General features: G+C 26.6%; 20 protein-coding genes. 1 reads left to right on the top strand and 19 read right to left on the bottom strand.

The window, feature by feature from the left end:
- Positions 1 to 39 precede the first annotated feature (39 nt).
- The 9 genes from JWF52_RS05380 to JWF52_RS05340 all read right to left on the bottom strand — a co-directional run bounded on the left by JWF52_RS05380 (position 40) and on the right by JWF52_RS05340 (position 9,833).
- Complete coding sequence (locus JWF52_RS05380) at positions 40 to 1,926, bottom strand: beta-N-acetylhexosaminidase (protein WP_208332318.1); 1,887 nt, start codon at positions 1,924 to 1,926, stop codon at positions 40 to 42.
- A gap of 188 nt (positions 1,927 to 2,114) precedes the next feature.
- Positions 2,115 to 2,357 (bottom strand): hypothetical protein, encoded by a 243-nt coding sequence (locus tag JWF52_RS05375; protein WP_208332317.1) that lies wholly within the window; start codon positions 2,355 to 2,357, stop codon positions 2,115 to 2,117.
- 46 nt (positions 2,358 to 2,403) lie between these two features.
- Positions 2,404 to 3,009 (bottom strand): hypothetical protein, encoded by a 606-nt coding sequence (locus tag JWF52_RS05370; protein ID WP_208332316.1) that lies wholly within the window; start codon positions 3,007 to 3,009, stop codon positions 2,404 to 2,406.
- Between the two features lie 199 nt (positions 3,010 to 3,208).
- Positions 3,209 to 3,736, bottom strand: a complete 528-nt coding sequence (locus tag JWF52_RS05365) for a hypothetical protein (RefSeq protein WP_208332315.1) — start codon at positions 3,734 to 3,736, stop codon at positions 3,209 to 3,211.
- Between the two features lie 264 nt (positions 3,737 to 4,000).
- On the bottom strand, positions 4,001 to 5,200 hold the full coding sequence (gene hydF, locus JWF52_RS05360) for a [FeFe] hydrogenase H-cluster maturation GTPase HydF (protein ID WP_208332314.1): 1,200 nt from the start codon (positions 5,198 to 5,200) through the stop codon (positions 4,001 to 4,003).
- A 143-nt stretch (positions 5,201 to 5,343) separates the two neighbouring features.
- Positions 5,344 to 6,720: a [FeFe] hydrogenase H-cluster radical SAM maturase HydG gene (hydG, locus tag JWF52_RS05355; RefSeq protein WP_208332313.1), complete on the bottom strand. Its 1,377-nt coding sequence runs from the start codon at positions 6,718 to 6,720 to the stop codon at positions 5,344 to 5,346.
- A 68-nt stretch (positions 6,721 to 6,788) separates the two neighbouring features.
- On the bottom strand, positions 6,789 to 7,847 hold the full coding sequence (gene hydE, locus JWF52_RS05350) for a [FeFe] hydrogenase H-cluster radical SAM maturase HydE (RefSeq protein WP_208332312.1): 1,059 nt from the start codon (positions 7,845 to 7,847) through the stop codon (positions 6,789 to 6,791).
- A 225-nt stretch (positions 7,848 to 8,072) separates the two neighbouring features.
- On the bottom strand, positions 8,073 to 8,888 hold the full coding sequence (locus JWF52_RS05345; RefSeq protein ID WP_208332311.1) for a hypothetical protein: 816 nt from the start codon (positions 8,886 to 8,888) through the stop codon (positions 8,073 to 8,075).
- Positions 8,889 to 9,029: 141 nt separating this feature from the next.
- The gene (locus JWF52_RS05340; RefSeq protein WP_208332310.1) at positions 9,030 to 9,833 is read right to left on the bottom strand and encodes a hypothetical protein; all 804 of its coding nucleotides are present in this window, start codon (positions 9,831 to 9,833) and stop codon (positions 9,030 to 9,032) included.
- A gap of 384 nt (positions 9,834 to 10,217) precedes the next feature.
- Between JWF52_RS05340 and JWF52_RS05335 the strand changes: the two genes are divergently transcribed.
- Positions 10,218 to 11,285: a hypothetical protein gene (locus tag JWF52_RS05335; RefSeq protein ID WP_208332309.1), complete on the top strand. Its 1,068-nt coding sequence runs from the start codon at positions 10,218 to 10,220 to the stop codon at positions 11,283 to 11,285.
- 68 nt (positions 11,286 to 11,353) lie between these two features.
- Here JWF52_RS05335 and JWF52_RS05330 read toward each other — a convergent pair whose 3' ends face one another.
- From JWF52_RS05330 to JWF52_RS05285, 10 genes are all read right to left on the bottom strand, one after another.
- Positions 11,354 to 12,094: a class I SAM-dependent methyltransferase gene (locus tag JWF52_RS05330; RefSeq protein ID WP_208332308.1), complete on the bottom strand. Its 741-nt coding sequence runs from the start codon at positions 12,092 to 12,094 to the stop codon at positions 11,354 to 11,356.
- An 89-nt stretch (positions 12,095 to 12,183) separates the two neighbouring features.
- The gene (locus JWF52_RS19620) at positions 12,184 to 13,590 is read right to left on the bottom strand and encodes a HAMP domain-containing sensor histidine kinase (protein ID WP_208332307.1); all 1,407 of its coding nucleotides are present in this window, start codon (positions 13,588 to 13,590) and stop codon (positions 12,184 to 12,186) included.
- Positions 13,572 to 14,258 (bottom strand): response regulator transcription factor, encoded by a 687-nt coding sequence (locus JWF52_RS19615; protein ID WP_208332306.1) that lies wholly within the window; start codon positions 14,256 to 14,258, stop codon positions 13,572 to 13,574. Before JWF52_RS19615 ends, JWF52_RS19620 begins: the two co-directional genes overlap by 19 nt.
- 28 nt (positions 14,259 to 14,286) lie before the next feature.
- Positions 14,287 to 15,042 carry an ABC transporter ATP-binding protein gene (locus JWF52_RS05315; RefSeq protein ID WP_208332305.1) on the bottom strand — a complete coding sequence of 252 codons (756 nt, stop codon included), beginning with the start codon at positions 15,040 to 15,042 and terminating at the stop codon, positions 14,287 to 14,289.
- Between the two features lie 11 nt (positions 15,043 to 15,053).
- On the bottom strand, positions 15,054 to 17,381 hold the full coding sequence (locus tag JWF52_RS05310; RefSeq protein ID WP_208332304.1) for an ABC transporter permease: 2,328 nt from the start codon (positions 17,379 to 17,381) through the stop codon (positions 15,054 to 15,056).
- 147 nt (positions 17,382 to 17,528) lie between these two features.
- The gene (locus JWF52_RS05305; RefSeq protein ID WP_208332303.1) at positions 17,529 to 18,002 is read right to left on the bottom strand and encodes a DUF4829 domain-containing protein; all 474 of its coding nucleotides are present in this window, start codon (positions 18,000 to 18,002) and stop codon (positions 17,529 to 17,531) included.
- Between the two features lie 246 nt (positions 18,003 to 18,248).
- On the bottom strand, positions 18,249 to 19,148 hold the full coding sequence (locus JWF52_RS05300; protein ID WP_208332302.1) for an AraC family transcriptional regulator: 900 nt from the start codon (positions 19,146 to 19,148) through the stop codon (positions 18,249 to 18,251).
- A gap of 146 nt (positions 19,149 to 19,294) precedes the next feature.
- Positions 19,295 to 20,254: a cell wall-binding repeat-containing protein gene (locus tag JWF52_RS05295; protein ID WP_208332301.1), complete on the bottom strand. Its 960-nt coding sequence runs from the start codon at positions 20,252 to 20,254 to the stop codon at positions 19,295 to 19,297.
- Positions 20,255 to 20,421: 167 nt separating this feature from the next.
- On the bottom strand, positions 20,422 to 21,507 hold the full coding sequence (locus tag JWF52_RS05290; RefSeq protein WP_208332300.1) for a leucine-rich repeat domain-containing protein: 1,086 nt from the start codon (positions 21,505 to 21,507) through the stop codon (positions 20,422 to 20,424).
- A 226-nt stretch (positions 21,508 to 21,733) separates the two neighbouring features.
- Positions 21,734 to 23,503 (bottom strand): oleate hydratase, encoded by a 1,770-nt coding sequence (locus tag JWF52_RS05285; protein WP_208332299.1) that lies wholly within the window; start codon positions 23,501 to 23,503, stop codon positions 21,734 to 21,736.
- Positions 23,504 to 23,654 lie beyond the last annotated feature (151 nt).

Raw genomic sequence — 23,654 nt, 5'->3', positions numbered from 1 at the left:
ATTAATATACCTTATTTTTTGATAAATACTTTAATTAAATTACCAACTTATTATATTTTGAGTTGCTATATCTTTATATCTATTAATATTTATTTGGTATGAATCTTTTGCAAATTCTTCATTAAAATACAATATTTCTTCTTCTAGTTCTTCAATTTTATCTATTTCTTTATTTAAATAACCTTTAAGTCTATATATAGTAGAATCTACTCTTGATCTAACTCCTCCTAGTCTTATATCTATGACTTCAAATCCTTGGCCTTTGCAATCTGTATACCACTGTTGCCTATAAGAATTCTGTAGTTTTTCTATACTTTCTTTTAAGTTTACTAGTGTATTATTAAATATATAATCTAATTTTTCTAAATCATTACTCTTATAAGCCTTTCTTATTTTAATGCCTAAATCAGATTTTAAAGCTAATACATTTCCTAAGTCAGAATACATCTTAAACATATAATAGTATTTTTCACTTTTATTTGCTATTTCTAAATATTTTATCCCTAATTTATCGTAATGTTTATTTATTTTATCGGTATTTTCTATATGCTTATCAAAAGCTCCTAAAAGTATATCTTGATATAATAAATATTTAGATGGATTTACAAACCTTAAATTTTCTTTATCCCCTATTTCAATTTTATCTAACTCTTGCAAACTAAAGAAATCTTCTAAATCTAGATTGGTTATAAATTTGCATCTTTCATTTATCCACTTAGTATTTACTGTTTTATGGTATGCATGTTCAGCAAATAAAATAAGACCAGGCATTATAGTGTCTATTGGAGTTTCATCTCCATCATCTCCCCAAGCCGTTACTATTACTTCTTGTATATTGTTTTCTTTACAAACTGATAAAGCTTCATTACTAGATTTAAATGTTTGATCATAGCACGGTGTAATACCTGACCATTTCCATATGCCTCCTGCAAATATAAGATTATTATTAAATACTTTTCTTATGTCAAAAAATCTCCTATAAATATTTTTGTCTTTATGATAATAATCCCAATACACTAAAGATAAATCACTTGGAATAGAATTTGCTACTTCTTCACTTATTACAGTATCTTGGTTGTAATAAAATCCATTTGGTGAACCAGTTCTAAAAAACATATCATCCCATATCATAGGCTCAAAGTCATAATCTTTACATATATCACATACTTTATTTAAATGCTCAATCATAATATCATAATGATTAACATACCCATTTTGATTAAGAAATTCACCTCTTCCTAAATCAAAGGCTTCGTCCATACCTATATGTATATTTTTACTTTTGAAACATTTTCTTATATTTTTTATCATTTCTTCTATAAAATTGTAAGTTTTCTCTTTTCCTACTAGGAGAACATCTTCTGTATCTTTAATCTCATTTGCATAGCTCCATTTTAATGTTTGCTTTAAATGAGCTAGTGTTTGTATACATGGTATAACTTCTATACCTAATTTATCTCCATAGTCATCTATTTCTTTTAATTCTTCTTTTGAGTATCTTCCCCTTAGGTATCCAAAATATTTGTAGTTTTCTATTTCATAAGTATCTTCAGTATATAACATCATTCTGTTTAGTCCCAAAATAGCCATATTTACCATTAATTCTTTTATCTTTTCTATTTTATAAACTGCATTTCTAGATGCATCAAGCATTGGACCTATATGATTAATGTAAGCTTTTTCTTCTAAAAAGAACTCTTCTTTATTATTTAATTGGATATATAGCCCAATTGCCCTAAATAGATGGTTTTTATTTTTGTATCTTATGATTCCTTTACTTATTTGTATAACATTTTCATCACTATTATCTAATTTTGTTATTTGAACATTTTCCCCCACTTCAATAAAGTTTACATTAAGTACTTTTTTTATTTCTTTAAGGTCTTTTAATAAATCATTTTCTATTCCTAATAAATTTAAATTCATATTCATTCCCCTTATTTTATAAAAATCTTTTCTAATATATCTAATTGATATTATACTAAAAAACATACTTTCTAAAAATAATATTTTAATCTTTAACAATAAAAAATGAGCTATTCTCTATTTTGAGATAGCTCACATCTATTTTTTACCCTCACCTAACATTTCGTTCAGTAGGTAGTTTATAACTTTTACTCACTTTCTGATAATCTCCATACTCCTGTTTTAGGGCTTGTAAATAAATCTTCTCCCTTAAAGTCTTTATGGTCTTTACATCCACTTTGAAGTATTGTAAGTACTATAAAACTTGATTCTGCCATACCTGCATGTATTAACACCTTTGCAATTTTTCCAAATCTCATCTCGCCCTTTTCTTTTAATATTTCTATTATTTTTAATTGCATTTTATCTATTTCTTCTTGAGTATATTTCATTATTTTCTCCTTTTGATTTACGTTTATATTTTATTATACTATATTTTTATATTATTAATTTAGATATACATAAAATAATAATTATAGCAACTATCAAATCTAAAACTTTAGGATTTATATCAAATTTAATCAAATATTTGATCAATTTAGGATTTACATACTTTCTTAATACTATAAAAGTTAATGCTACTATAGCTAAATCAATCAAAAGTAGGTCAAAATTTAATACCTTATTTACTATAGCTAAAGCAATTGACATAAATAAAATTATTACTACATTAAGTAAAAGACGTATACTACAATTATATTCTTCATATTTTATTATATTTTTTCTAAGAAAATCTTTGTAGTTAGATTCATAAAGTTCATCTAATATTTTACTTCTTTCTACAAATTTAAATTTTTCATCTATTTGTGGATCATATCCTACAATCTCTACTAAATACATGTCTATTTCTTTATCTTTATATTTTAGTTTTTCATCATATTTTTTTATTTTTCTATATAAACTACTATTTAACTTTTCTTTAATTTCCCTTTTTATTGTATCATCTATATTTTCATCTTCTTTTCCCATTTTACCTATTATATAATCAAAAAGTATCATGCCGTCATACTTTTGAATTATTATACCAATAGTCTCTTCTTTCATAATTATACCCCCAGTTAATTATATAGTGCTATTTTGCATCTTTTTAACTAACTATAAATAATATATTTTCTTACATATTTATTAATACTTCTCTTTTATTATACTTTATTTTTATTTAAATAGTTTTACAAATAAAAAACATCCTAGAGATTTTTTATTCTCTAGAATGTTTTTATTTATATAGTAATAAATTTTTATATTATTCCATATTACCAAATATTAAAGTTGTTAAATCTTGATCTTCATTTATCTTCCATTTGCCGTCAGTTTTAGCTAGATTTATAACTCCTGTTCTAGTTTCTAATTTTGCTAATTTAGTTTTATCTAAGAAAGCTTTACCTATATTTTCACTAGTATTTCCTTCTGCACTAAACATATTTTCTAAACTTCCTTGGATTACTTCAAGCATTATTTTCCCTAAACTTAATCCGCTTAGCTCTATCTCTACACTTGCCTTATCTCCATCTATTTTCTCAGATAATTCCTTTGCATCTAGTTTTGACATATATATACTAAATGCTTCAATCATCTCCTTTGACTCCTCGGCTTCATTACTTTCAGCTTGGTTTACTGAGTTTATAAATTGTTCACTAACTTTTGCATTTTCACCTTTTTTTAATTCATTAAAGTAGTTATCTACCACATCACTTGGGCTTTCACTTGTACACCCTGTTATCATAAATATTGTACCAATCATCATAATTATTAATTTTAATTTTAATTTCATATTATCTAATTCCCCTCTTATGTAAATTTATTTATGCTAGCTTTGTTATTATATAATTTTTGTTTTGTCGAATCCTGTAATTTATTGCGATTTTTTATATATCCTTTTATTTCCATGCTTTTTTATTTAAAGTTTAAATATCATATAAAATTATTTTTACATATTTTGTAAATAAAAAAGACATTATACTTAATTAAATAATGCCTTTTTTCTAACTTAATATACTTTTATATTATCATAAGATGCTTACTAAAACTCTAGTTATTAATTTATTTCATCTTTAAATATTTCAACTGACCTATTTAGTATATTAGTGAAATAAGCTATTACCATTCCATAGTTAGTTATGGAAACATTTTTTTCTCTACATATATTTATTTTATTTATTATACTTTTTCTATTTACCATACAAGCACCACAGTGAATTATAAGATCATATTTTTCAACATCTTCTCTAAAGTCATATCCGACTTTGTGTTCAATGTCTAAATCTCCGCCTACCATTTTTTTTAACATTCTAGGTATTTTTACTCTTCCTATATCTTCATGAGATATATTGTGAGTACAACTTTCACATATTAGTACTTTATCTCCTACTTTTAAGTCTTTTAATTTTTCTGTTCCTTTAAAAAAATCTTTAAGCTCTCCTTTTTGTCTTGCAAATAATATCGAAAAACTAGTTAATTTCATATCTTTTGGTATTATATTTTCTACTTCTTTAAATGCTTGTGAGTCAGTTATAACTAAATCAATATTGTTTAATTCATTTATTGCCTCACTAAGTTCTGTATCTCTTACTACATATGTTTTTATACCATTATCTAAACAGTCTCTTATAACTTGGACTTGAGGAAGTATTATTCTTCCCTTTGGTGCTTCTGAATCTATTGGGACTACTAAAACCACATTTGATCCATAAGGTAGTACGTCTCCAAGTATTGGTCTTTCTTTCTCATCTTCTTCTAAAGATTTTATTAAATCTTCTTTTAATTTATTTATATTACTATCTTCTTTAGCTGATATAAATAGTGGTCTGTTAAATAATTTATTTATATTTTCAATTTCATTATAACTTAACTTATCTAATTTATTTATAACGACCATGTGAGATATATTGTATTTATTAGCTTCTTTTTTCCAAATCTTATAAGTATCTATATCTACATTTTCACCATCAACTACATATATGGCAAAATCTAATCTTTTTAAAAATTCAAAGCTCTTTCTTATCCTAATTTCTCCCAGTTCACTTTTATCCTCAAGTCCTGCTGTATCTATTAAAAGTACTGGACCAAATGGTATGAGTTCCATTGCCTTTTGTACTGGATCTGTAGTTGTTCCTTCAATATTTGATACTAAAGATATATCTTGATTAAGTATTTTATTCATCAATGATGATTTTCCACTGTTGGTATTTCCATATATTCCTATGTGCTTTCTATTTGCATTTGGAGTAAAGTTCATTGTACCCTCCTTATAAAAATTCGCTTCGCTTAAGCCACTGCGTGGGCGCTACACTTCATATCGCTCAAGTGCTTCGCCAACACGTTGCTCAAACGACTGCGTCCGTTGCTTAAGTTTTAGATGATGGAAATTTAAATTTCCTTTTATAGATAGAAGTCTCTTTCTCCGTTTTTCATTTTTTCAATATTTTCTTTTATAAGTTTTTTAATGTCTTTTCTTTCTATATTTTCAGCTTCTTCATTTATTATATTTAATGCTTTTTCATGTAACTCTTCATCACCGTAGTCTAGAGTGAATTCTAATAATGTCATTAATGCATTTGGCTCACAAACGTATTTTATATTACCAGATTTAGCTAGACTCATAAATCTATCTCCTGTTCTTCCTTTTCTATAACATGCTGTACAGTAACTTGGTATATAACCATCGTCTAATAATTCTTTTAAAATTTCTATTGGACTTCTTTCATCATTAGTTTTAAATTGCTGCTTTTCTTTTCCTTCTTCTCTTTCTTTATATCCACCAACTCCAGTTGATGAGCCTGCACTTATTTGAGACACTCCATATTTTAATAGTTCTCTTCTCATAGAAGCACTTTCTCTAGTTGAAAGTATAAGACCTGTAAAAGGTAGAGCCAGTCTTAATATTGTTACAACTTTTTTAAACATTTTATCAGTTAGCAGATTTGGATAATTTTCTAGTGTTACCCCCTTAGCTTCTTGAAGTCTTGGAACTGATATTGTATGAAAACCTACTCCATATTTTTCCTCTAAATGAACATTGTGCATCATAAGTGATAAAACCTCAAATCTTGGATCAGATAATCCAAATAAAACACCTGCTCCAACATCATCAATACCACCCTCCATTGCTCTATCAAAGGCAGTTAAATGATATTCATAATCCCCTTTTAATGATTTTGGATGCATTTTTTCATAAGTAGGTTTGTGATAAGTTTCTTGAAATAATATATATGTACCTATACCTTTTTCTTGTAACAATTTATAGTTTTGGGCTGTAGTAGCTGCTATATTTACATTAACTCTTCTTATTTCTCCGTTTTCATTTTGAGTTTTATAAATTGTATCTAGACATTCAAGAACATATTCAATCGGAGCATTTACCGGATCTTCTCCGAGTTCTAATGCTAACCTTTTATGTCCCATTTTTTCTAGTATTCTTACTTCTTCTTCAACTTCTTTCATTGTAAGTCTTCTTCTATTAAAACTATTATCTCTTTTATAACCACAATAGACACAATTATTTACACAGTGATCACTTACATATAAAGGAGCAAATACTACTATTCTTTTTCCATAAATATCTTTTTTTATTTCTCCTGCTAAAGAATAAATTTCATCTAAATCTTTTTCATCCTCAGTTTGAAGTAGTATTGCTATATCCTTGTAAGATAAACCCATTCTTTTTTTAGCTTTTTCTAAAACTTCTTTTATTTCTTCATTTGATGGATTTTGAGTTTCTTCTAGTATGTTGTATATGTAGTCATGACTTATAAACATAATATACCCCCTATAAATTAAAAGCTTTTCGCCAATACATTGCTCAAAATGTTTCGCCAATACATTGCTCAAAGTTGATTGTTTACCCAGTCTGGATTATCGCCTCTACTAACTTCTAATTCAAATCCAGATTTTTTTATTTTATCTTCTATTATTTTTCTATACTCTGCATCTTCATCTAATATATATGCTTTATTATCATATAGTGAGTACTTTTTTCTAACTTCCATCGGAGATAGATTTGGCATAATGACATTTCCCCCTGCCTTAAGCCCCATTTCTCTACCATTTAGATTAATACTAGATAAAGCTGTAGTTGCTGGTAGCAATACCTTTGGAAGTAAAAGCCTTACTATTGCTAACATTATTATGGTTTTTTCTAAACTTCCATGATTGTAATTTCTAAATGGAGTATCTTTATGTGGTATAAACGGTCCTATTCCACACATAGCTGGATTTAGTTCTTTAACAAATAATAAATCATTAACTAAATCTTCATTACTTTGATTAGGTATTCCAACCATAAATCCAGCTCCTACTTGATAACCTATTTCTTTTAAATCTCTTAAACAATTTCTTCTATTCTCAAAATTTTCTTTTAGATGTATCTCCTCGTATAGTTTTTTAGACGCACTTTCATGCCTTAGTAAGTATCTATCTACTCCGACATCAAATATTTTTTTGTAAGATTCATAGCTTCTTTCTCCTAAAGATAGAGTTATTGCATTTTGTGGAAATTTAGATTTTATAGCCTTTACAATTTCTATTATTTTTTCATCACTAAAATATGAGTCCTCTCCTCCTTGTAGTACAAAGGTTTTGTATCCTAGTTTGTCCCCTTTTTCTGCACATTCTAGGATTTCTTCTTTAGTTAACCTATATCTACTTAAGTTTTTATTACTCTTTCTAAGGCCACAGTACATACAGTCTTTTTTGCAATAACTTGTAATTTCTATAAGTCCTCTCATATAAACTTTATTTTTAAAATGTATTTGTCTTATTTCATTTGCTTTTTGAATAAGTAGTTCTTTTGAATTGTCATTGATATTATTTATTAGATATAGTAATTCCTCTTTAGATGCATTATTAGTTTGATATAGTTTTTCTATTATATCTTTAGAATTCATTAACTCACCTCTATTGTAGTTTGAATATTGGTTGCCTATTTATTGGTTAATTTTTATTAATTACTATAAATATATTATGACTTTGAATTATTTTTTAGAATATTGAAATTAAACATAAGTAAAATAGATAATCTTTCTTATATAATATAAGATATAAACTAATAAAAAGAGTGTACTTCTAATTAAAAGTTCACTCTTTTTTCATAATTTAATGTTGTATAATTTTTATTTTTCTAAACTAAAGTAAATACCATAAGTTTTAGTTTTATCATATTCATTTAAAGTTTCATTTCCTTGAGTTTTATATGGGTAGATATATCTTACATTAATCAAGTGCTTGTCTACTTTATATGTGACTTCATCAACACCTACTTCTTCTTCGTATACTCTCTTTACTTCTTCTATATTATCTCCCAGAATTTTTTTCACATATTTTAATGAATCTTCGATTGATAATTCTTTTGCTTCTAATTCCCCCCCTTGAGACGCTTCAGATAAATATAATTTCATTTCCATAGTTTTATCTACACCTAGTATTACTTTGTTTATATCTTCTTTATTTACTTGCCACCCTTTATCTACCTTAGTTAAGTTTATTATTCTTTTTCTAGTTTCTATTTCTCCATTTTCTATCGCTTTTTTAAATGTAATTGTAATATCTTCTGTTGGATTATAAGTTCTTTTATTAATAGCATCTACTCTTTCTTTATTTATCTTTATTCCCTCTTTAACAAAGTTTACTCCTTTTACTTGTAGCTCTACTTTTGCATTATCTTTATTTATTTCTTCTGATAATATTTCAGTATCTATGTTTACTATAAAGTTATCTATTGTGTTTATTAGTTCTTTAGACACCCCACCTTCAGGTCTATGTGTAGGGTACATTAAATCTAGGGCATATTCATTTATACTTGTTGACTTACCTTCTTTATTTAAGTTTACATATTCATTTACAGCACTTTGTGGGTTTTCTTTGTTACATGCATTTAGTGCAAATAGTGTAATTACTATTATGCTTATTAATTTTATTGTCTTTTTCATATTTCATCTCCTTTGAATGTTTTCTATTTATTAGACACTCTTTTTAATTAAAACGTTTTAATTATTTTTTAAAATTTATGTTTTATAAATTTAAGACAAAATAGGTGATGTATTATCTTATAGATATCGATTTTATTATAACTAATTTACATTTTTACTGTTCTTATTGATGTTTTGATTTGTTATTTTTTCATCTCCAATAAACTCATTAATCATCTCTCCAGAAGATGTATCAAATTCAATGCTATAACGCCCCCTTACATCCAATCCATATGAATTTTTACTTCTATATGTTCCCGTTATAGTGCATACTGACTTATCTTCATTAAAGCTATAATTAGAACTTCCTAATTTAGGTGAAACATAGCTTGTATTCCCTGAAACGTATTTTCTCGCTGCTTTTTCATATGGAGCTGCTATTTTATCATCTTTAAGATTTATTATTGTATTTTTTACATCTTCATTAAACTTTTCTATTTCTTCTTCTGTTATATTATGTTTTTCTATTTCTTTTTCTGTTAATACAATTACTTTATTATAATCTTTTTCACTTTTTATTTCTTTTTCAACTCTAGCTTTAGCATTTAATACCTTAGATCTTTCTTTTTTTATCTCTTTTTCTTTCTTTTTTATTTCATATTCTATCTTTTTTTCTTGCTCTAATATAGCTTGTTGCTCTTGTTTTATTTTTTGCTCTTTGTCATATTCTTTTGATGTTTTGATAAAACTTACAGGCACTACAATTAATAATATAACTCCGACTACTATGGCTATTATGTTTTTACCTTCTTTTAGGCAATCTTTAGGATTTTCATACTTACCCCTTAATTTAAATAAATATTTTACTACTAATACTGATGCAATTAGCCAAGCTGCAAATATTCCTAAAGCTATTATTGCTGAAATTAAAACTAGGCCTAAGCAGAATTTTAATACTTTCTTCATTTTTGTCTCCTTTTTAATTTTAAATATATATATAATTTAAATTTATATTAATTTTATCATCTAATTATTTTAATGTAAATATAATAAGTTTTAAAGACAATTTTGTAACTTTATGACGATTCGTGTAATATAAATTACTGTATATAACTATTGAAAAGTTTATTCTCCCCAATTATAATAATGTAGTTCTCGTTGGAAATTTATCAGATTATGAAAGTATTCTAACTATGACAGAAGTTATTGTTGTTTATTTTATAGTATTTACTATATAATAAATACATTTATAAGAAGATATTACAGTTCATCAATCTTGTATGATGAACTTAATAAATAAATTAACTTTACATTGCAACAAATATGAATAACTTTTAGGGGATAATTGAAATGGATAAAAATATTTTAGGCATAAAAATTAAAGATTGTATAAATTCAGAAATACTAATGAAAGGTTTGGATAAATTTTATATTTCTGCTATTAATTATGATAATGACGAAAATATATTATATACTTATCATGTGAAAACAAATAAATTAGAAAAATTGCACTCAGTAGACTTAGAAACATTTTTCTTCTGTGATGAAATATCAAATACTCTTTATAAATGTAAACAATCAGATGAAGAATTGCTTATATATAAAATGCATAAAGAAGAATTTATTTGTATATATAAAGAAAAGTCAATTGAAAATAATCATCTAGCAGATATCTATTCTATTGATTACAATATATTTATAAAATTACAAAATGATGATACTAACACATGTGAAAGCTATCTAGTATTAGAAAATAATAAATATAGGATAGATAATAAACATTTTTCTGATTCGATATATAGGCCATATTATATGAATTATAATGGTAATATATTTTTAGTTGTTAATGAGTCTAATTTCGAAGCTTATGAGCTTTTAGAAATAATAGAAAGTGATATAGAAAATATAAATTTATTTAATAGAGTAACTTTATATAATCTATCTGAATTTATAGAAGAAATAAAAAATAATAAAGTAATTTCGAAAAAGGTTCTAGTAGAGTCACAATGTAATAAAGAATCTATTCAACTTTTAGGAATATATAAAAATAGTATCATTATTTTATATAACAAAAATACCCCTGAAATTTTACTATTTGATATAAATAATAATTTTAAAAGTATAAGTACTAATAACAATATAATCGACATTCTTAAAGCAAAAGAATTGTATTATATATATAAAAACGAAGAACAACTTGGACTTCTAAATGAAAGGCAAGAAAAAGTATTTTGTATTAATAACTTAAATGAAGATGAAAGATTATCTATTGCAGGAATATTTGATTCAAAGTATGTAATATATAAAAAAGAGTACCTTGAAGATGGAAGAATAGAAACTTATATATGTGATTTAACATCTAATAAGCATTTAAAATATGATAGTGATTTTGTATTAATTGGAGATACTTTAATTTAATAAGGATGTAGATAGACTTGTGTAAAAATAAGTTTATCTACATCCTTTTTAGTATGCAAAAGCTGAAATTATATATTTATTTGAGCTTTTATTATAATAGATGTAGGTCTATGGAATTCATCTATCATATCTGGCCTTTTATTCAATATGTACTCATCTGGAACGGGTTCTATAATTTTTTCTATACTAAACTTTTCGTCTATTAATATATTTATAATTTCAGATATTGATCTATGGTATTTCTCTACATTTGTACTAAGCCATTTAACTTCACGCTTACCGCTATACATGTAGTCAGATAAATGAGAATATAACTTATTTCCGTCTTCATCCTTAGTCCAAATACATCCATTCTTAGGTGCAGTTGTATTAGGATGTTCTTGGGAATATAATAATATCCCTTGTGGTTTAAGTAATTTTCTTATATTGGATATAAGAATCTTATAGTCTTTTATATAATGAAAAACTAGTGAACTATATACTAAATCAAACTTTTCATTTATACTACTGATTTCGTTTATATCCATTTTTGTATATTGGATATCTGGATGGCTATTTTTTATCATTGCAACGTCTAACATATTAAGAGAACTATCTACTCCGATAACCTTTTTAGCTCCCCTTCTAATAAAATCTACACAATTATTTCCATTACCACAACCTAGGTCTAATACTTTTTTACCATCTAAGTCAGGTAAAAGCTTCTTCATAGCTGGTTGCTCTATAAGATCATTGTAACTATCTACATTATCTCTTATTTTAGAGTATTCTTGAAAAAATAAATTATCATCGTATACATTCTTTATCAAAATAATTCCCCTCTCTTTTATCTAGTTTATGCTAGTATATTTTTCTAGTATTTACTACTACATATTAATGTAATTTCTTAGTTAATAAACTATATTTTAGGTATAGTAAAACTAATAGTAGTTCCTTCTTTAAGTGATGAATAGCACTTAATAACACCACCATGACTTTCAACTATATACTTTGATATAGAAAGACCGAGTCCTGACCCTGATATATTTGTGTTTCTATACTTTTCGCCTCTGTAAAATTTATTAAAAACAAAAGGTATATCGCCAATACTAATTCCACTACCATAATCCTTAATATTTACAGTAATACTATTTATATCATCATCTAACCAAACATCTATTATTTTTCCTGATTCTGAATACTTTATAGAATTTGAAATAATATTACTTATAACCTGGTTCATCCTCTTCTCATCTATAGAAATTAAAGAGTTTGGTATATCTCCAAGGACATTTAGTTTCATATTCTTATTTGCCACATCAATAGACAAATCCATAAAAGTTTCAGTTAGATAATCATAAGAATACATTTCTTTTCTCTCAATTGTCATTTCATTTAATTCTGCCTTTGATTGCTCTAGTATATCATCTATTAACTTTGAAAGTTCATTTGACTTTTTAATTATAATATTTGAGTACCTTTTTATACCTTCTTCATTATGGACAATACCATCTCTTATACCTTCAACATATCCGAGTATTGAAGAAAGAGGTGTTTTTAAATCATGAGAAATACATGCTAATAACTCTTTTTCACTTCTCTTTAATCTTTCTTCCTTTTCTTTTGATACTATTATTTCATCTCTCATAGCTTCAAAATCATGGCAAAACTCTCCTACTTCTCCATGATAATCATATCTTATCTTGCAATCATAGTTGCCACGAAGTATGTTTTTTGCACTTTTATGTATCTCTTTTATTGGATTTATTATATCTACTTTTACAAATTTATTTATCATAAAGGTAAGAATTCCAATTAAAAATAAAATTATCCATAAGGGAATAAATTTCTCATACTTATCACCATTTTCTGTAACTACTTTTGGCAAATCTATGATTATTGTTCCTTCTTGATCATTATTATTCACTAAAGGAGTACTATATCTAACTAACTCATCTGAATTGCTCTCTTTATTTCTTTTGCTAAAGGAATTATCATAACCTATATCAGTTTCAAGGTTTACTTTATCTCCTTTTTTAAAATCTTTTAATGTAGAGAAAATAACTTCTCCTCTTAAGTTTATAACACAATATTCATAAAAAGATTCTTCCATATTAAAGTTATTGTTTTTATACATTTCTTTAATCTTTTCTCTTTGAGTTGAAGTTTCTACTCTTAATAGATTAGTCTTTCCTTCTTCCTTACCGTCATCTTTTAAAATTATAATGGAATATATAAATGAGACTATAATAAAAAGACATATTAATCCTGTAAGTATACTGATTTTCTTACCAAGATAGTTATCTTTTACTCTAATATTTCCCACTTATATCCTACTCCCCATATTGTTTTAATTGATTTTTCTCCGTATTTTCCAAGTTTTTCTCTTATTCTTTTAACGTATACAGCTATAGTATTTTCATCCATGTATTCACTATATCCCCATACGTTTTCGTACACCTGAGCCTTTGAAAACACTTGAGATGGATTGGATGTAAAGAAATCTAATATTTGAAATTCTTTAGAAGTAAATGATACTTCCTTACCATTTAATATAGCCTTGTATCCTTTAGAATCTATCATTAAATCTCCAAATTGTTTTATGTGCGACTTCTTATCACTTGAAAATGAAGTATACCTTCTTATATGTGCTTTAACTCTAGCTACTAATTCCATAGGAGAAAAGGGCTTTGTCATATAGTCATCTGCCCCTACTCCCAAGGTTAGTATTTTATCCATTTCTCCACTTTTTGCCGATAGCATAAGTATTGGCATTTTCGATATTGTTCTAATTCTTTTGCAAACTTCAACACCATCTAAAAGTGGGAGCATAATATCTAAAATAATGAGTTTTATCATAGGATTATTAGCTAATTCTACACCTTTTAGACCATCATTAGCTATTACTACTTCAAATCCATTTATCTCTAAATAATCTTTTATTAAATTTCCTAAATCAATGTCATCCTCAATTACTAAAATTTTATCACTCACTTTTTCCACCCCCACTTTGATTATACCATTACCAACCTCTTTCTCTTATAAATTCAAATATTTTTTCTTCTCTACCTTCTAAATTTTTTTCATTGAATTTTCCAAGATCTAAATCTCCGTCAATTCTTCCATCTTTTAAATAAATCAATCTACTTGCTCTTGCTGCTGCCTTTAAATCATGAGTTACCATTACTATTGATTGACCTTCATTATTTAACTCTGTAAGAATATCTAATACCTTTTTACCAGTTGAAGAGTTAAGTGCTCCTGTTGGCTCATCACCAAAGATTACCTTTGGACTATTTATTAAAGATCGTGCAATTGCAACTCTTTGCTGCTGTCCTCCTGATATTTCTGAAGGATATTTATTTTCTATATCTTTTAATTCTAATCTATTTATTAAATCTTCTGCTTTTTTATTTACACTTTTCTTATCCTTATTATTTAAAAAACCTGTGTAAGTAATATTTTCTTTTACAGTTAAGTCATGAAGTAGGTTTATACTCTGAAATACAAATGATATATCTTTATTTCTAATAACTGTTGCTTCCTTTTCACTTAAATTGGTTATATCCTTTCCTAAAAGCCAGGCACTACCTGCACTTGGATTATCCATAGTACTTATAGAATATAGAAGTGTTGATTTTCCAGAACCTGAACTTCCCATTATTACAGTAAAGTCCCCTTCATATATATCTAAATTTATATTTTTCAACACATTATTTGCTGTTTTACCTAAAATAAATGACTTACAAAGTCCTCTTGCTTTTATAATACTTTCCATAACTATTCCCCCTATTCTTCCATAAGCTCTATTGTGGATATATTTTTTATACTAATCATTGATATTATTGTTGTTAAGATAGTTATTACTGCAATAAATATTATTGTAATTAAAACTTGGTTATATGGAATCATTAATCCATCTATTCCTGACATGGCTAACTTAAATATACTCTTTGATATAGCTAAATTTAATATAAATCCAACTATTGATGATATAGCTGTAAGTATTAAAATTCTATATAGGGTTCTACTTATAATATATTTATTTGAAAACCCTAAGGATTTCATAATAGCATTATTTCTTCTGTTATCAGTATTATTCATCATTATAATGTTTACTATATTTAAAATGCTAAACATTAGTATCCCTACTAAAATAATCTTAGTTACTGGAGTAATTGTATCAACAACTGACATAGCAGCTTGAATAACTAAGCTAGGAGCTATATCTATACTTGCTACGTCGTACTTTTGCTTATAGTCCTTTTTAACACTTTCATAATCATTTTTATCTTTTAAAGTTGCGTTAAGATTTAAATTAACAAGGGTATTTCTCATATCCTTAGGCACTATATCTAAAGTCATTCTCGTAGAGTAGTTATTTGACATCATACTTGTATAGCTACCTGTTATTAATAGTGTTTTTTCTTCACCTAATACTTTTACATTTATATAATCTCCAACATCTAAGTTAGCATCTTTTAAGATTTGGTCGGTTAAAGCAATTTCATTTTTCGATTTTGGATTTCTTCCTTCTTTTATTGATACATTAAAGTCTTCATCATTATCATAATTATCTACTAATGTAGTAATAACTTGAGCATTTTTTATATTGTATTTATCTACGTCTAAGTATACAACTTTGCCCACATCAAATGAGCATTCTCTTACTCCTAGTATTTTCGAATCATTTTTTAATTCTTTTAGTGCCTTATTATAAGAATCATCTCCTGTTGGAAAATCTAGTGTCATATCTCCTTGTATTGTTCCAAACACGTTCCATGAGTTATATGATACATTTTCCATTGAATAGTTTCCACTAACTATAAATGCTGATATATACATTACAAGAGAAAGTACTATTACTATAATTATATTTTGTTTTTTATATTTGAAAATATCATTTATAGCCATAGTAAATGGTACTGAAGCATTTTTGATAACTGACTTTTTAAACTTTGCTTTAGATGAGGCTACGCCCACTCTAAAGGCTTCTACTGGTTTTATCTTATTTATTCTTCTAAGCAGTAAGTTCATATTTACTATTAATATTAAACTCATTATAGCTATTGTTAATAATATAAATGTAAGATTATTTACACGGCCTTCATATATACCAATATACTTAACTGATAGTTTTACCATATAATTTACAAAACCTATACTTAGAAAACTCCCGATGGTAATAGCTACAACACCAACTATTCCATAACTTTTTAAATATATACTTCTTATTTGCTTTGAAGTAAACCCTAGAGATTTGTATACTCCTATTGATTTATACTCCTTTAAAATGTTGTTCCATAAAACAAATCTTATTACTACTATTGATACAATAAATATTAGAAATGCTATACTCATTCCTATTCCACCTGTAATCATACTTGTAGAATTTGCTACAAAGTTAGTTATCCATTTATCAAGCATAAGCCCTTCAAAGGAATCTCCTAAATAGGTACTTAATTCTTTAGTTGCATCATCACCTTCTTTTGATGAGTTATATCCGATAAACTCAGACTTTATAAGATTACTAAAAGTCTTATAGTCTTCTTTGTTTATATATAAACTAGTAGTACCAACCATTGAGTTTGGAACTAAAGATTCATTTACTAGAGCTGATATTGTTAAGTGCTTATACTCATCACCATCTTTTACTCTTAATTTATCTCCTACTTTTAGATTCTTAGAATCTGCTATTATATTAGGTACCCAAACAGTTCCCTTACTTGGTTTAGATTTTTTTTCACCTTCTGTTATTACTACATCCCAAGGATGATTTTTTTTATTTTCAAAAGTTAGCAAACTTGCCATGCTTAAATCAAGGTTTTTACTTCCTAAAAATATTTGCCTATCTACTGTTAAGGCATTTGAGTATCTTACATCCTTTTCTTTAGGCTCTTTTTCTTTTATAAAACCTTCTATTTTTGAAATTATATCTTTGTTGTATGTTTGAACTACAATATCTTTTATATTTTCTCCTTTGTAGTATTCATTTGTATATTTTTCAACTGTACTTGTAAGGCTTATAGATATTGCAAATATAGATGATGACACCATTAAAATAATGGCTATTAAAATAAATTGAATCTTTTTTGTTTTGATTTTCTTTTTCCACATTTTCATTCCCTCCTTACTTTATATAGTACAAATTAATTTTTAATATATTTTTTTCAAATTCTTAATGAATTCTTACATTTTTATTTACATTATACCATTTGAAAAACCCCTTAAGGTCTACAAATAGGCCTTAAGGGGTTTTTATTACTAGTAACCTGATTCTATTATTTTGTAATTTCCATCTTTGTCTTTAACTAAAGAATACATAAAATCATTTTTACCAGATTCTTCTGGTTCATTTTCTATTTTATATTTGACATTATATGTAACATCTAATCTTTTTCCTTCTTTAAATTTTATGATTTTACCATTTTTAAAAGCACCTTCAGTCTCTCTGAAAGGGACTTCCTCTGAACTTATGTATTCTATATGTTCAATATTATCTAGTCTTTCTTTTGAAGGAATTCCAAAACTTGTGTATTCAGAATTATATTCTTTGTTAGAATATATACATTTCTTCATAAGATCTATATCTTTTGCGTTCATAGCATTTATATAAGTTTTCATAACTTCTTTAGCACTTTTAGTATAATCTAAATTACTTTTTTTATTATTATGAGAATAAATTCCTAAAAGTACTAAAATTATAGCTATAGGTACTATATATTTAAGTTTTTTCATAATTAATTTCCTTTCTTTTTAACATTTTCTCAGATAACCTGGTTACTATATTTAAAATAAGTACTTAGTATATCATAAAAATATTTAAATATTTAAAAATCGGATTAAAATGTATTATTTTGGGAATGAAATTTAAACATATACAATAAAAAAGCACTTCATCTCATCAAGATTAGTGCTTTTTTACATACATACTTATCCTTTATTTGTTATATAGTTCTTTACAATAAATAAAGGGTAAGTATTTTATTTATCAGTTTCCTTTTCCAATACTGGAATATAAATCTCCATAACAGTATCTTTTCTTGAGTGGCATCTCTCATCATAAAACTCAAAATCCATTTTACTTTCATCATATATATATTTGCTATCTTTAAACCACTCTTCAAATATATATTTCCAAGTTTCCTTTATTGTATTAGCAAACTCCTTTTGTTCTAAATCATTTGTAGTATCTACTGGTAAAGTTGTAAATACTGCGTAAGTCGCTTCAGGTACATTTACTATCATCATGTCATCTGTAACACCTTCAAAATCATCAACTATTAGCCCAAGAAGATATATAGTATCTCCATTTTCATCGTTAGATGGTATACACAATCCAACTTCACCATGCTTTGGTGGTTCTAAAAGTTTATACATTTTACTTTCTAAATTTTCTCCATTATAATTACTCCAAAATGAAGCAACATCTTTAGTATAATTTCCATTAGAAATATTTGTCTTTATTCCATATCCTGCTACTTTAAATGCAGGCTTTTTTACAATAATAGGATTCATAATATAACCTCCAATTTTATATAGTGATTCTTTGAGAAAATAGCCTTCCATACGCTTTATATATTGTGTTGGACTAAATCCATACTCTTTTTTAAATGCTTTTGAAAATCCATTATGTGTATCAAATCCATACTCCAAAGCTATATCTATTATTCTGTCTCCCTCAAATAGCTTTGTAACTGCAAGTGATAACCGTCTTTTCTTTACATATTCCATTAAACTTATTCCCTGATGAATATTAAACATTCTACAAAAGTGAAAAGTTGAATATCCACATTCATTGGCTATTAATTCTGGGGTCAAATCGCTTTTTATATTATCTTCAATAAATTCAATACATTGTGATATCACTTTACTATAATTCAATTTATATTCCCCTTTCTATCACGTGATAATTAAAGTATATCAACTAAATTGAAGTTGTATTGTTCCTAAATTGCTAAGTAATATAAAAAGGCTTAACCTAATTTAATAAGCTAAGCCTTTTACATTATACAATATAATATATTTTTCTATTTAACATTGTTTATTTCTTTTTGCAATTGTGTAAATCCTGTCTCATTTCCATTTCCTCCGACTTTTGTTAGTCGTTTTGCAAATGTATTGTGAAGTGTTGTTGATTGGTTTTTATCTAATCCATTTGGACTTACTAACATTACTGGTGCATTTTGTTTTGACGCTAATACACCTACTGATAATGCATCTATTAAATCCTCTGGTTTTTCGTATCCATTTTTTGATACAAATACATCATTAAATTCTGTTTGGTTATTAAAATTTGTATTTGAGAAAAATTTTTCTATTATATGTAAGTTAGTTAAGTTTCTATTTGATCCTGCTATTCTTGTAGTATTTTTAAGACCATTTATTAACTTATCTGGTAGTACTGTCGTTCCTCCTACAACATAACTTTTTGTTATATTATTAGTCTTTATATAATTTTCAAATGTCTTAAGACCATTTCTAGGTGAAGTATATACTATTGCAATATTATCTCTTGCACATACTGGTGCTATACTTACTGCATCTGCAAATCCTTGTTCTCCATTTACTACTGCAATTTCAGATATATTTTTTAATCTATTTGCAATAGCAAGTGAAGTTTCATATCTATCTTGGCCAGATATTCTCTCAACGGTTACTCCCATTGATTTTAATTCATTAACTACATTTTCACTAATAACAGTAGTTCCACCTATTGCATAAACTTTTTTAACTCCTAATCTCTTAAGTTCCTCTTTAGTAGTCTGATTTAAGCTATTAACATCACTTAGTAATACCGGAGCATTTTCTTGTGATGCAAATGGTGTTACTGATAAAGCATCAGCTAATGAACTAGCATTAACTAAAACTGCATTTTCACTAGAATTCCAACCAATTTGACTAACTTTAACTGCGGTATCAAATCTATTATCACCTACTAGTTCCTTAACTTCAGATTTATATTCTCTTAATCCATATAATACCTTCATATTAGATTTAACTTTATCATTTCCAACTTCAATATAATGATTTAATTTATAGTCTGGCCCTATTATATAATCTAATGTTACTATACCTGTTTTAGGATTATAATCAACTGGTTTAAAGCCATATTCAACACCAGTTATCTTATCTATATTTGAAATCTGTTTTAAATCTAATATATAATTTCCATTACTATTTTTTTATATTTTAAATAAAGATTTAGATATTGATCTGTAAATGCATCATCTGCTATGTTTGTTACACTATTTGGTATCTCTGCATCTATTAATTGATTAAATTTAAATGAAACGCTTCCTATACTTGTTACCTTATTTAAAATTTCCACATTTATTAATTGGTTATTGTAAAATGCACCTTCTCCTATCATACCACTTGGTATCTTTACATTTGTTAATTGATTATTTGCAAATGCAAAATTTCCTATATTAGTTATGCTATCGGGGATTTTTACGCTTATTAATTGATTCTCACTAAATGCACTATCTCCTATACTTGTTACGCTATCTGGAATTTCTACATTTGTTAATTTATTACCTCTAAATGCACTATCTTCTATACTTGTTATACTGTTTGATATCTTTAAATTTGTTAATTCATTAGAAGCAAACGCATAAGTTCCTATGCTTGTTACACTATCTGGTATTTCTACAGTTGTTAATTTATTACCTTCAAATGCACTATTTCCTATACTTGTTACACTCTCTGGTATTTCCACATTCGTTAATTTATTACCTTCAAATGCTATATCTCCTATACTTGTTGCGCTATTTGAAATTTCCACATGTATTAATTTATTATCACGAAATGCTCTATTCCCTATATTTATCACACTATTTGGAATTTTTATATTTGTTAATTGATTACCTTCAAATGCATAATTACCTATACTTGTTACACTCTCTGGTATTTCTACGCTTCTTATATTATCAGATAAAAATGCACTATCTCCTATTGAAGTTACTTTTATCCCTCGAATAATTGGTGGTATTTTTACATCTATGCCACCTTTGTATGAACTATATGATTCTATACATCCTTCTGGTGTTATATAAAATGCATCTTCCTTAGTATAATTTATTGATTTATCTTCTTGTATTGATATTTCATTTTGTTTTTGTTCTTTTTTTACTTCACTTTTAGTACCTATTTCTTGTGCAAATATTCCAACTGGTACAACAGTTGTCATAATTGCTGTTACTACTAAATTTGACACTACTTTTTTAGTTTTTCGTTTCATTTAATATTCTCCCGCTCTTTTCAATTGCTAAATATATCATTACTTATAAATTCACACTAAAATAATTTGTAATTATTATATAATATTTTAATGATATATAATATACATCATTAGTATTTTCCAAAATTTACTATGTATATTATCAAAATTAATTTTTATTAAAACATAGTTTAAAATAAAAAAAGATTTAACTTAATTTAATAAGCTAAATCTTTATCATTTAAAGTTATATTAAATTGTATCTTTCTAATAATTCCTCAACTATAGTTCCTGAAATTTCTTTCATAGCTGATTTTAATTTAACTTTAGTTGTCAATGGTAGTTTAACATCTGTCAGCTTTTTACCATCCATCATCTTAGAAGTTGAATCAAGCAACACTCTAATATCATAACAAGAACCAAACACCTCAGGAACTCCACGGTCAATATCAAGTAATGTATATACAGACTCCATAGCTGTTCTTACAGAATACTCTGTTGTAAATACAGTATCACGAACAGTATCTGCAAATTGACCTATAAATGCAAAGTTAACACTTTTCTCTGGTACAACTTTTGGTCTATCTCCAGATGTTCTTGGCATAAAGAATGAAGTAATATATGGCATCATACAAGGAATACAATGAGCAGAATTTTTTGCCATATCAGGAATTTCATCTACTGGAACTCCTAAGTGATATAACCACTCTTGAGTAATTTCATAACCTGTACACTCTCTCATTGGTTTTTTTATAAAGTCTCCATCAACATCAGTAAATAATCCATAAACCCATACAACAAGTTGATTATCTGGTTGATCTTTAAAATGCGGTTGTCTATTTAAAGTATAACTCATTAACCAAGATGAGTCTTTAACTGTAATAATTCCTCCTGTAACAACTTTTCCACTAAATGGATTACGTTTACATATTTTTTCTATATATGGAGGAATTCTGTTATCTAAAGTAGTTACAGTAGCAGATTCCCAATTAGTTTTATTTATGCTAGTACAGAATTTATCAGGTCTCCCAAAAGAAGGATCTTGTGCTGCTATATTTCTCCAAAGTCTCCAGCAACCGCCTTCAGTAGTATTTAAAACTGGTGCATGATTATCATCACCTAAAGATGAATTTTCTGTACAGCTACCATTTGTAATAAATACTAAGTCATCTTCTACTAAATCAATAGTTTCTTCTTTTCCATCCTTAATACAAACAATTTGTTTAGCTACTTTTTTATCTTCTGTTATTTCAAATTTCACATTGGTAACAGTTGTATTGTACTGAAAGTCAACTCCATTAGACTCTAGATATTTGACCATTGGTAAAATCAATGATTCATACTGATTATATTTTGTAAATTTTAAAGCTGAAAAATCAGGAAGTCCACCAATATGATGGATAAATCTTTGAATATAAAGCTTCATTTCAAGGGCGCTATGCCACTCTTCAAAAGCAAACATAGTTCTCCAATATAGCCAAAAGTTTGATTCAAAGAATTCTTTTGTAAATACATCTTCAATTTTTTTATCATATAAATCTTCATCTCTTGACATAAATAATCCTACTATTTCCAAAGATGCTTTATCTGTTAATGTAAACTTACCATCTGTGTGAGCGTCTTCTCCACGGTTAACTGTAGCTCTCATTAAAGAATAATTTGGATCTTTTTTATTTAACCAGTAATATTCATCTAATACAGAAACACCCTCTGTCTCTATTGAAGGTATTGATCTAAATAAATCCCATAAACATTCAAAGTGGTTTTCCATTTCACGTCCACCACGAATAATATATCCCTTTTGAGCATCATTGATTCCATCACAAGCACCACCTGCTATATCCATTTCTTCTAGGATATGAATATGTTCACCTTTCATTTGCCCATCACGAACTAAAAAACATGCTGCAGATAAAGATGCTAAACCAGCTCCAACTAAATATGCTGATTTTCTATCTACTCCTTCAGGCTTTTGTGGACGTGCAAATGCTTCATAATTACCATTACTATAATACATATAAAATCATCCCCCTATACTTTAAAGCTTAGTTATTGTAGAAGCTTTAGTAATTTATTTATTAATATCATATTCCGATTTAAAATTTTCTTATATAGACAATATTTAAACTATGTAAAAATTTTAAACATAACTATAAATGTGTAAAAAA

This window comes from Clostridium sp. CCUG 7971 (assembly GCF_017590215.1).
In the GTDB taxonomy this organism is placed as follows: domain Bacteria; phylum Bacillota; class Clostridia; order Peptostreptococcales; family Peptostreptococcaceae; genus Faecalimicrobium.
Note: the sequence above shows the minus strand (reverse complement) of the source record. Positions and strands in the feature narration are given on the sequence as shown.

What these genes read in the sequence shown, in the direction of transcription:
- JWF52_RS05380 (WP_208332318.1), bottom strand. Translation starts at nt 1,926, where the DNA reads ATGAATTTAAATTTATTAGGAATAGAAAATGATTTATTAAAAGACCTT.
- JWF52_RS05375 (WP_208332317.1), bottom strand. Translation starts at nt 2,357, where the DNA reads ATGAAATATACTCAAGAAGAAATAGATAAAATGCAATTAAAAATAATA.
- JWF52_RS05370 (WP_208332316.1), bottom strand. Translation starts at nt 3,009, where the DNA reads ATGAAAGAAGAGACTATTGGTATAATAATTCAAAAGTATGACGGCATG.
- JWF52_RS05365 (WP_208332315.1), bottom strand. Translation starts at nt 3,736, where the DNA reads ATGAAATTAAAATTAAAATTAATAATTATGATGATTGGTACAATATTT.
- hydF (WP_208332314.1), bottom strand. Translation starts at nt 5,200, where the DNA reads ATGAACTTTACTCCAAATGCAAATAGAAAGCACATAGGAATATATGGA.
- hydG (WP_208332313.1), bottom strand. Translation starts at nt 6,720, where the DNA reads ATGTTTATAAGTCATGACTACATATACAACATACTAGAAGAAACTCAA.
- hydE (WP_208332312.1), bottom strand. Translation starts at nt 7,847, where the DNA reads ATGAATTCTAAAGATATAATAGAAAAACTATATCAAACTAATAATGCA.
- JWF52_RS05345 (WP_208332311.1), bottom strand. Translation starts at nt 8,888, where the DNA reads ATGAAAAAGACAATAAAATTAATAAGCATAATAGTAATTACACTATTT.
- JWF52_RS05340 (WP_208332310.1), bottom strand. Translation starts at nt 9,833, where the DNA reads ATGAAGAAAGTATTAAAATTCTGCTTAGGCCTAGTTTTAATTTCAGCA.
- JWF52_RS05335 (WP_208332309.1), top strand. Translation starts at nt 10,218, where the DNA reads ATGGATAAAAATATTTTAGGCATAAAAATTAAAGATTGTATAAATTCA.
- JWF52_RS05315 (WP_208332305.1), bottom strand. Translation starts at nt 15,042, where the DNA reads ATGGAAAGTATTATAAAAGCAAGAGGACTTTGTAAGTCATTTATTTTA.
- JWF52_RS05310 (WP_208332304.1), bottom strand. Translation starts at nt 17,381, where the DNA reads ATGTGGAAAAAGAAAATCAAAACAAAAAAGATTCAATTTATTTTAATA.
- JWF52_RS05305 (WP_208332303.1), bottom strand. Translation starts at nt 18,002, where the DNA reads ATGAAAAAACTTAAATATATAGTACCTATAGCTATAATTTTAGTACTT.
- JWF52_RS05295 (WP_208332301.1), bottom strand. Translation starts at nt 20,254, where the DNA reads ATGAAGGTATTATATGGATTAAGAGAATATAAATCTGAAGTTAAGGAA.
- JWF52_RS05290 (WP_208332300.1), bottom strand. Translation starts at nt 21,507, where the DNA reads ATGAAACGAAAAACTAAAAAAGTAGTGTCAAATTTAGTAGTAACAGCA.
- JWF52_RS05285 (WP_208332299.1), bottom strand. Translation starts at nt 23,503, where the DNA reads ATGTATTATAGTAATGGTAATTATGAAGCATTTGCACGTCCACAAAAG.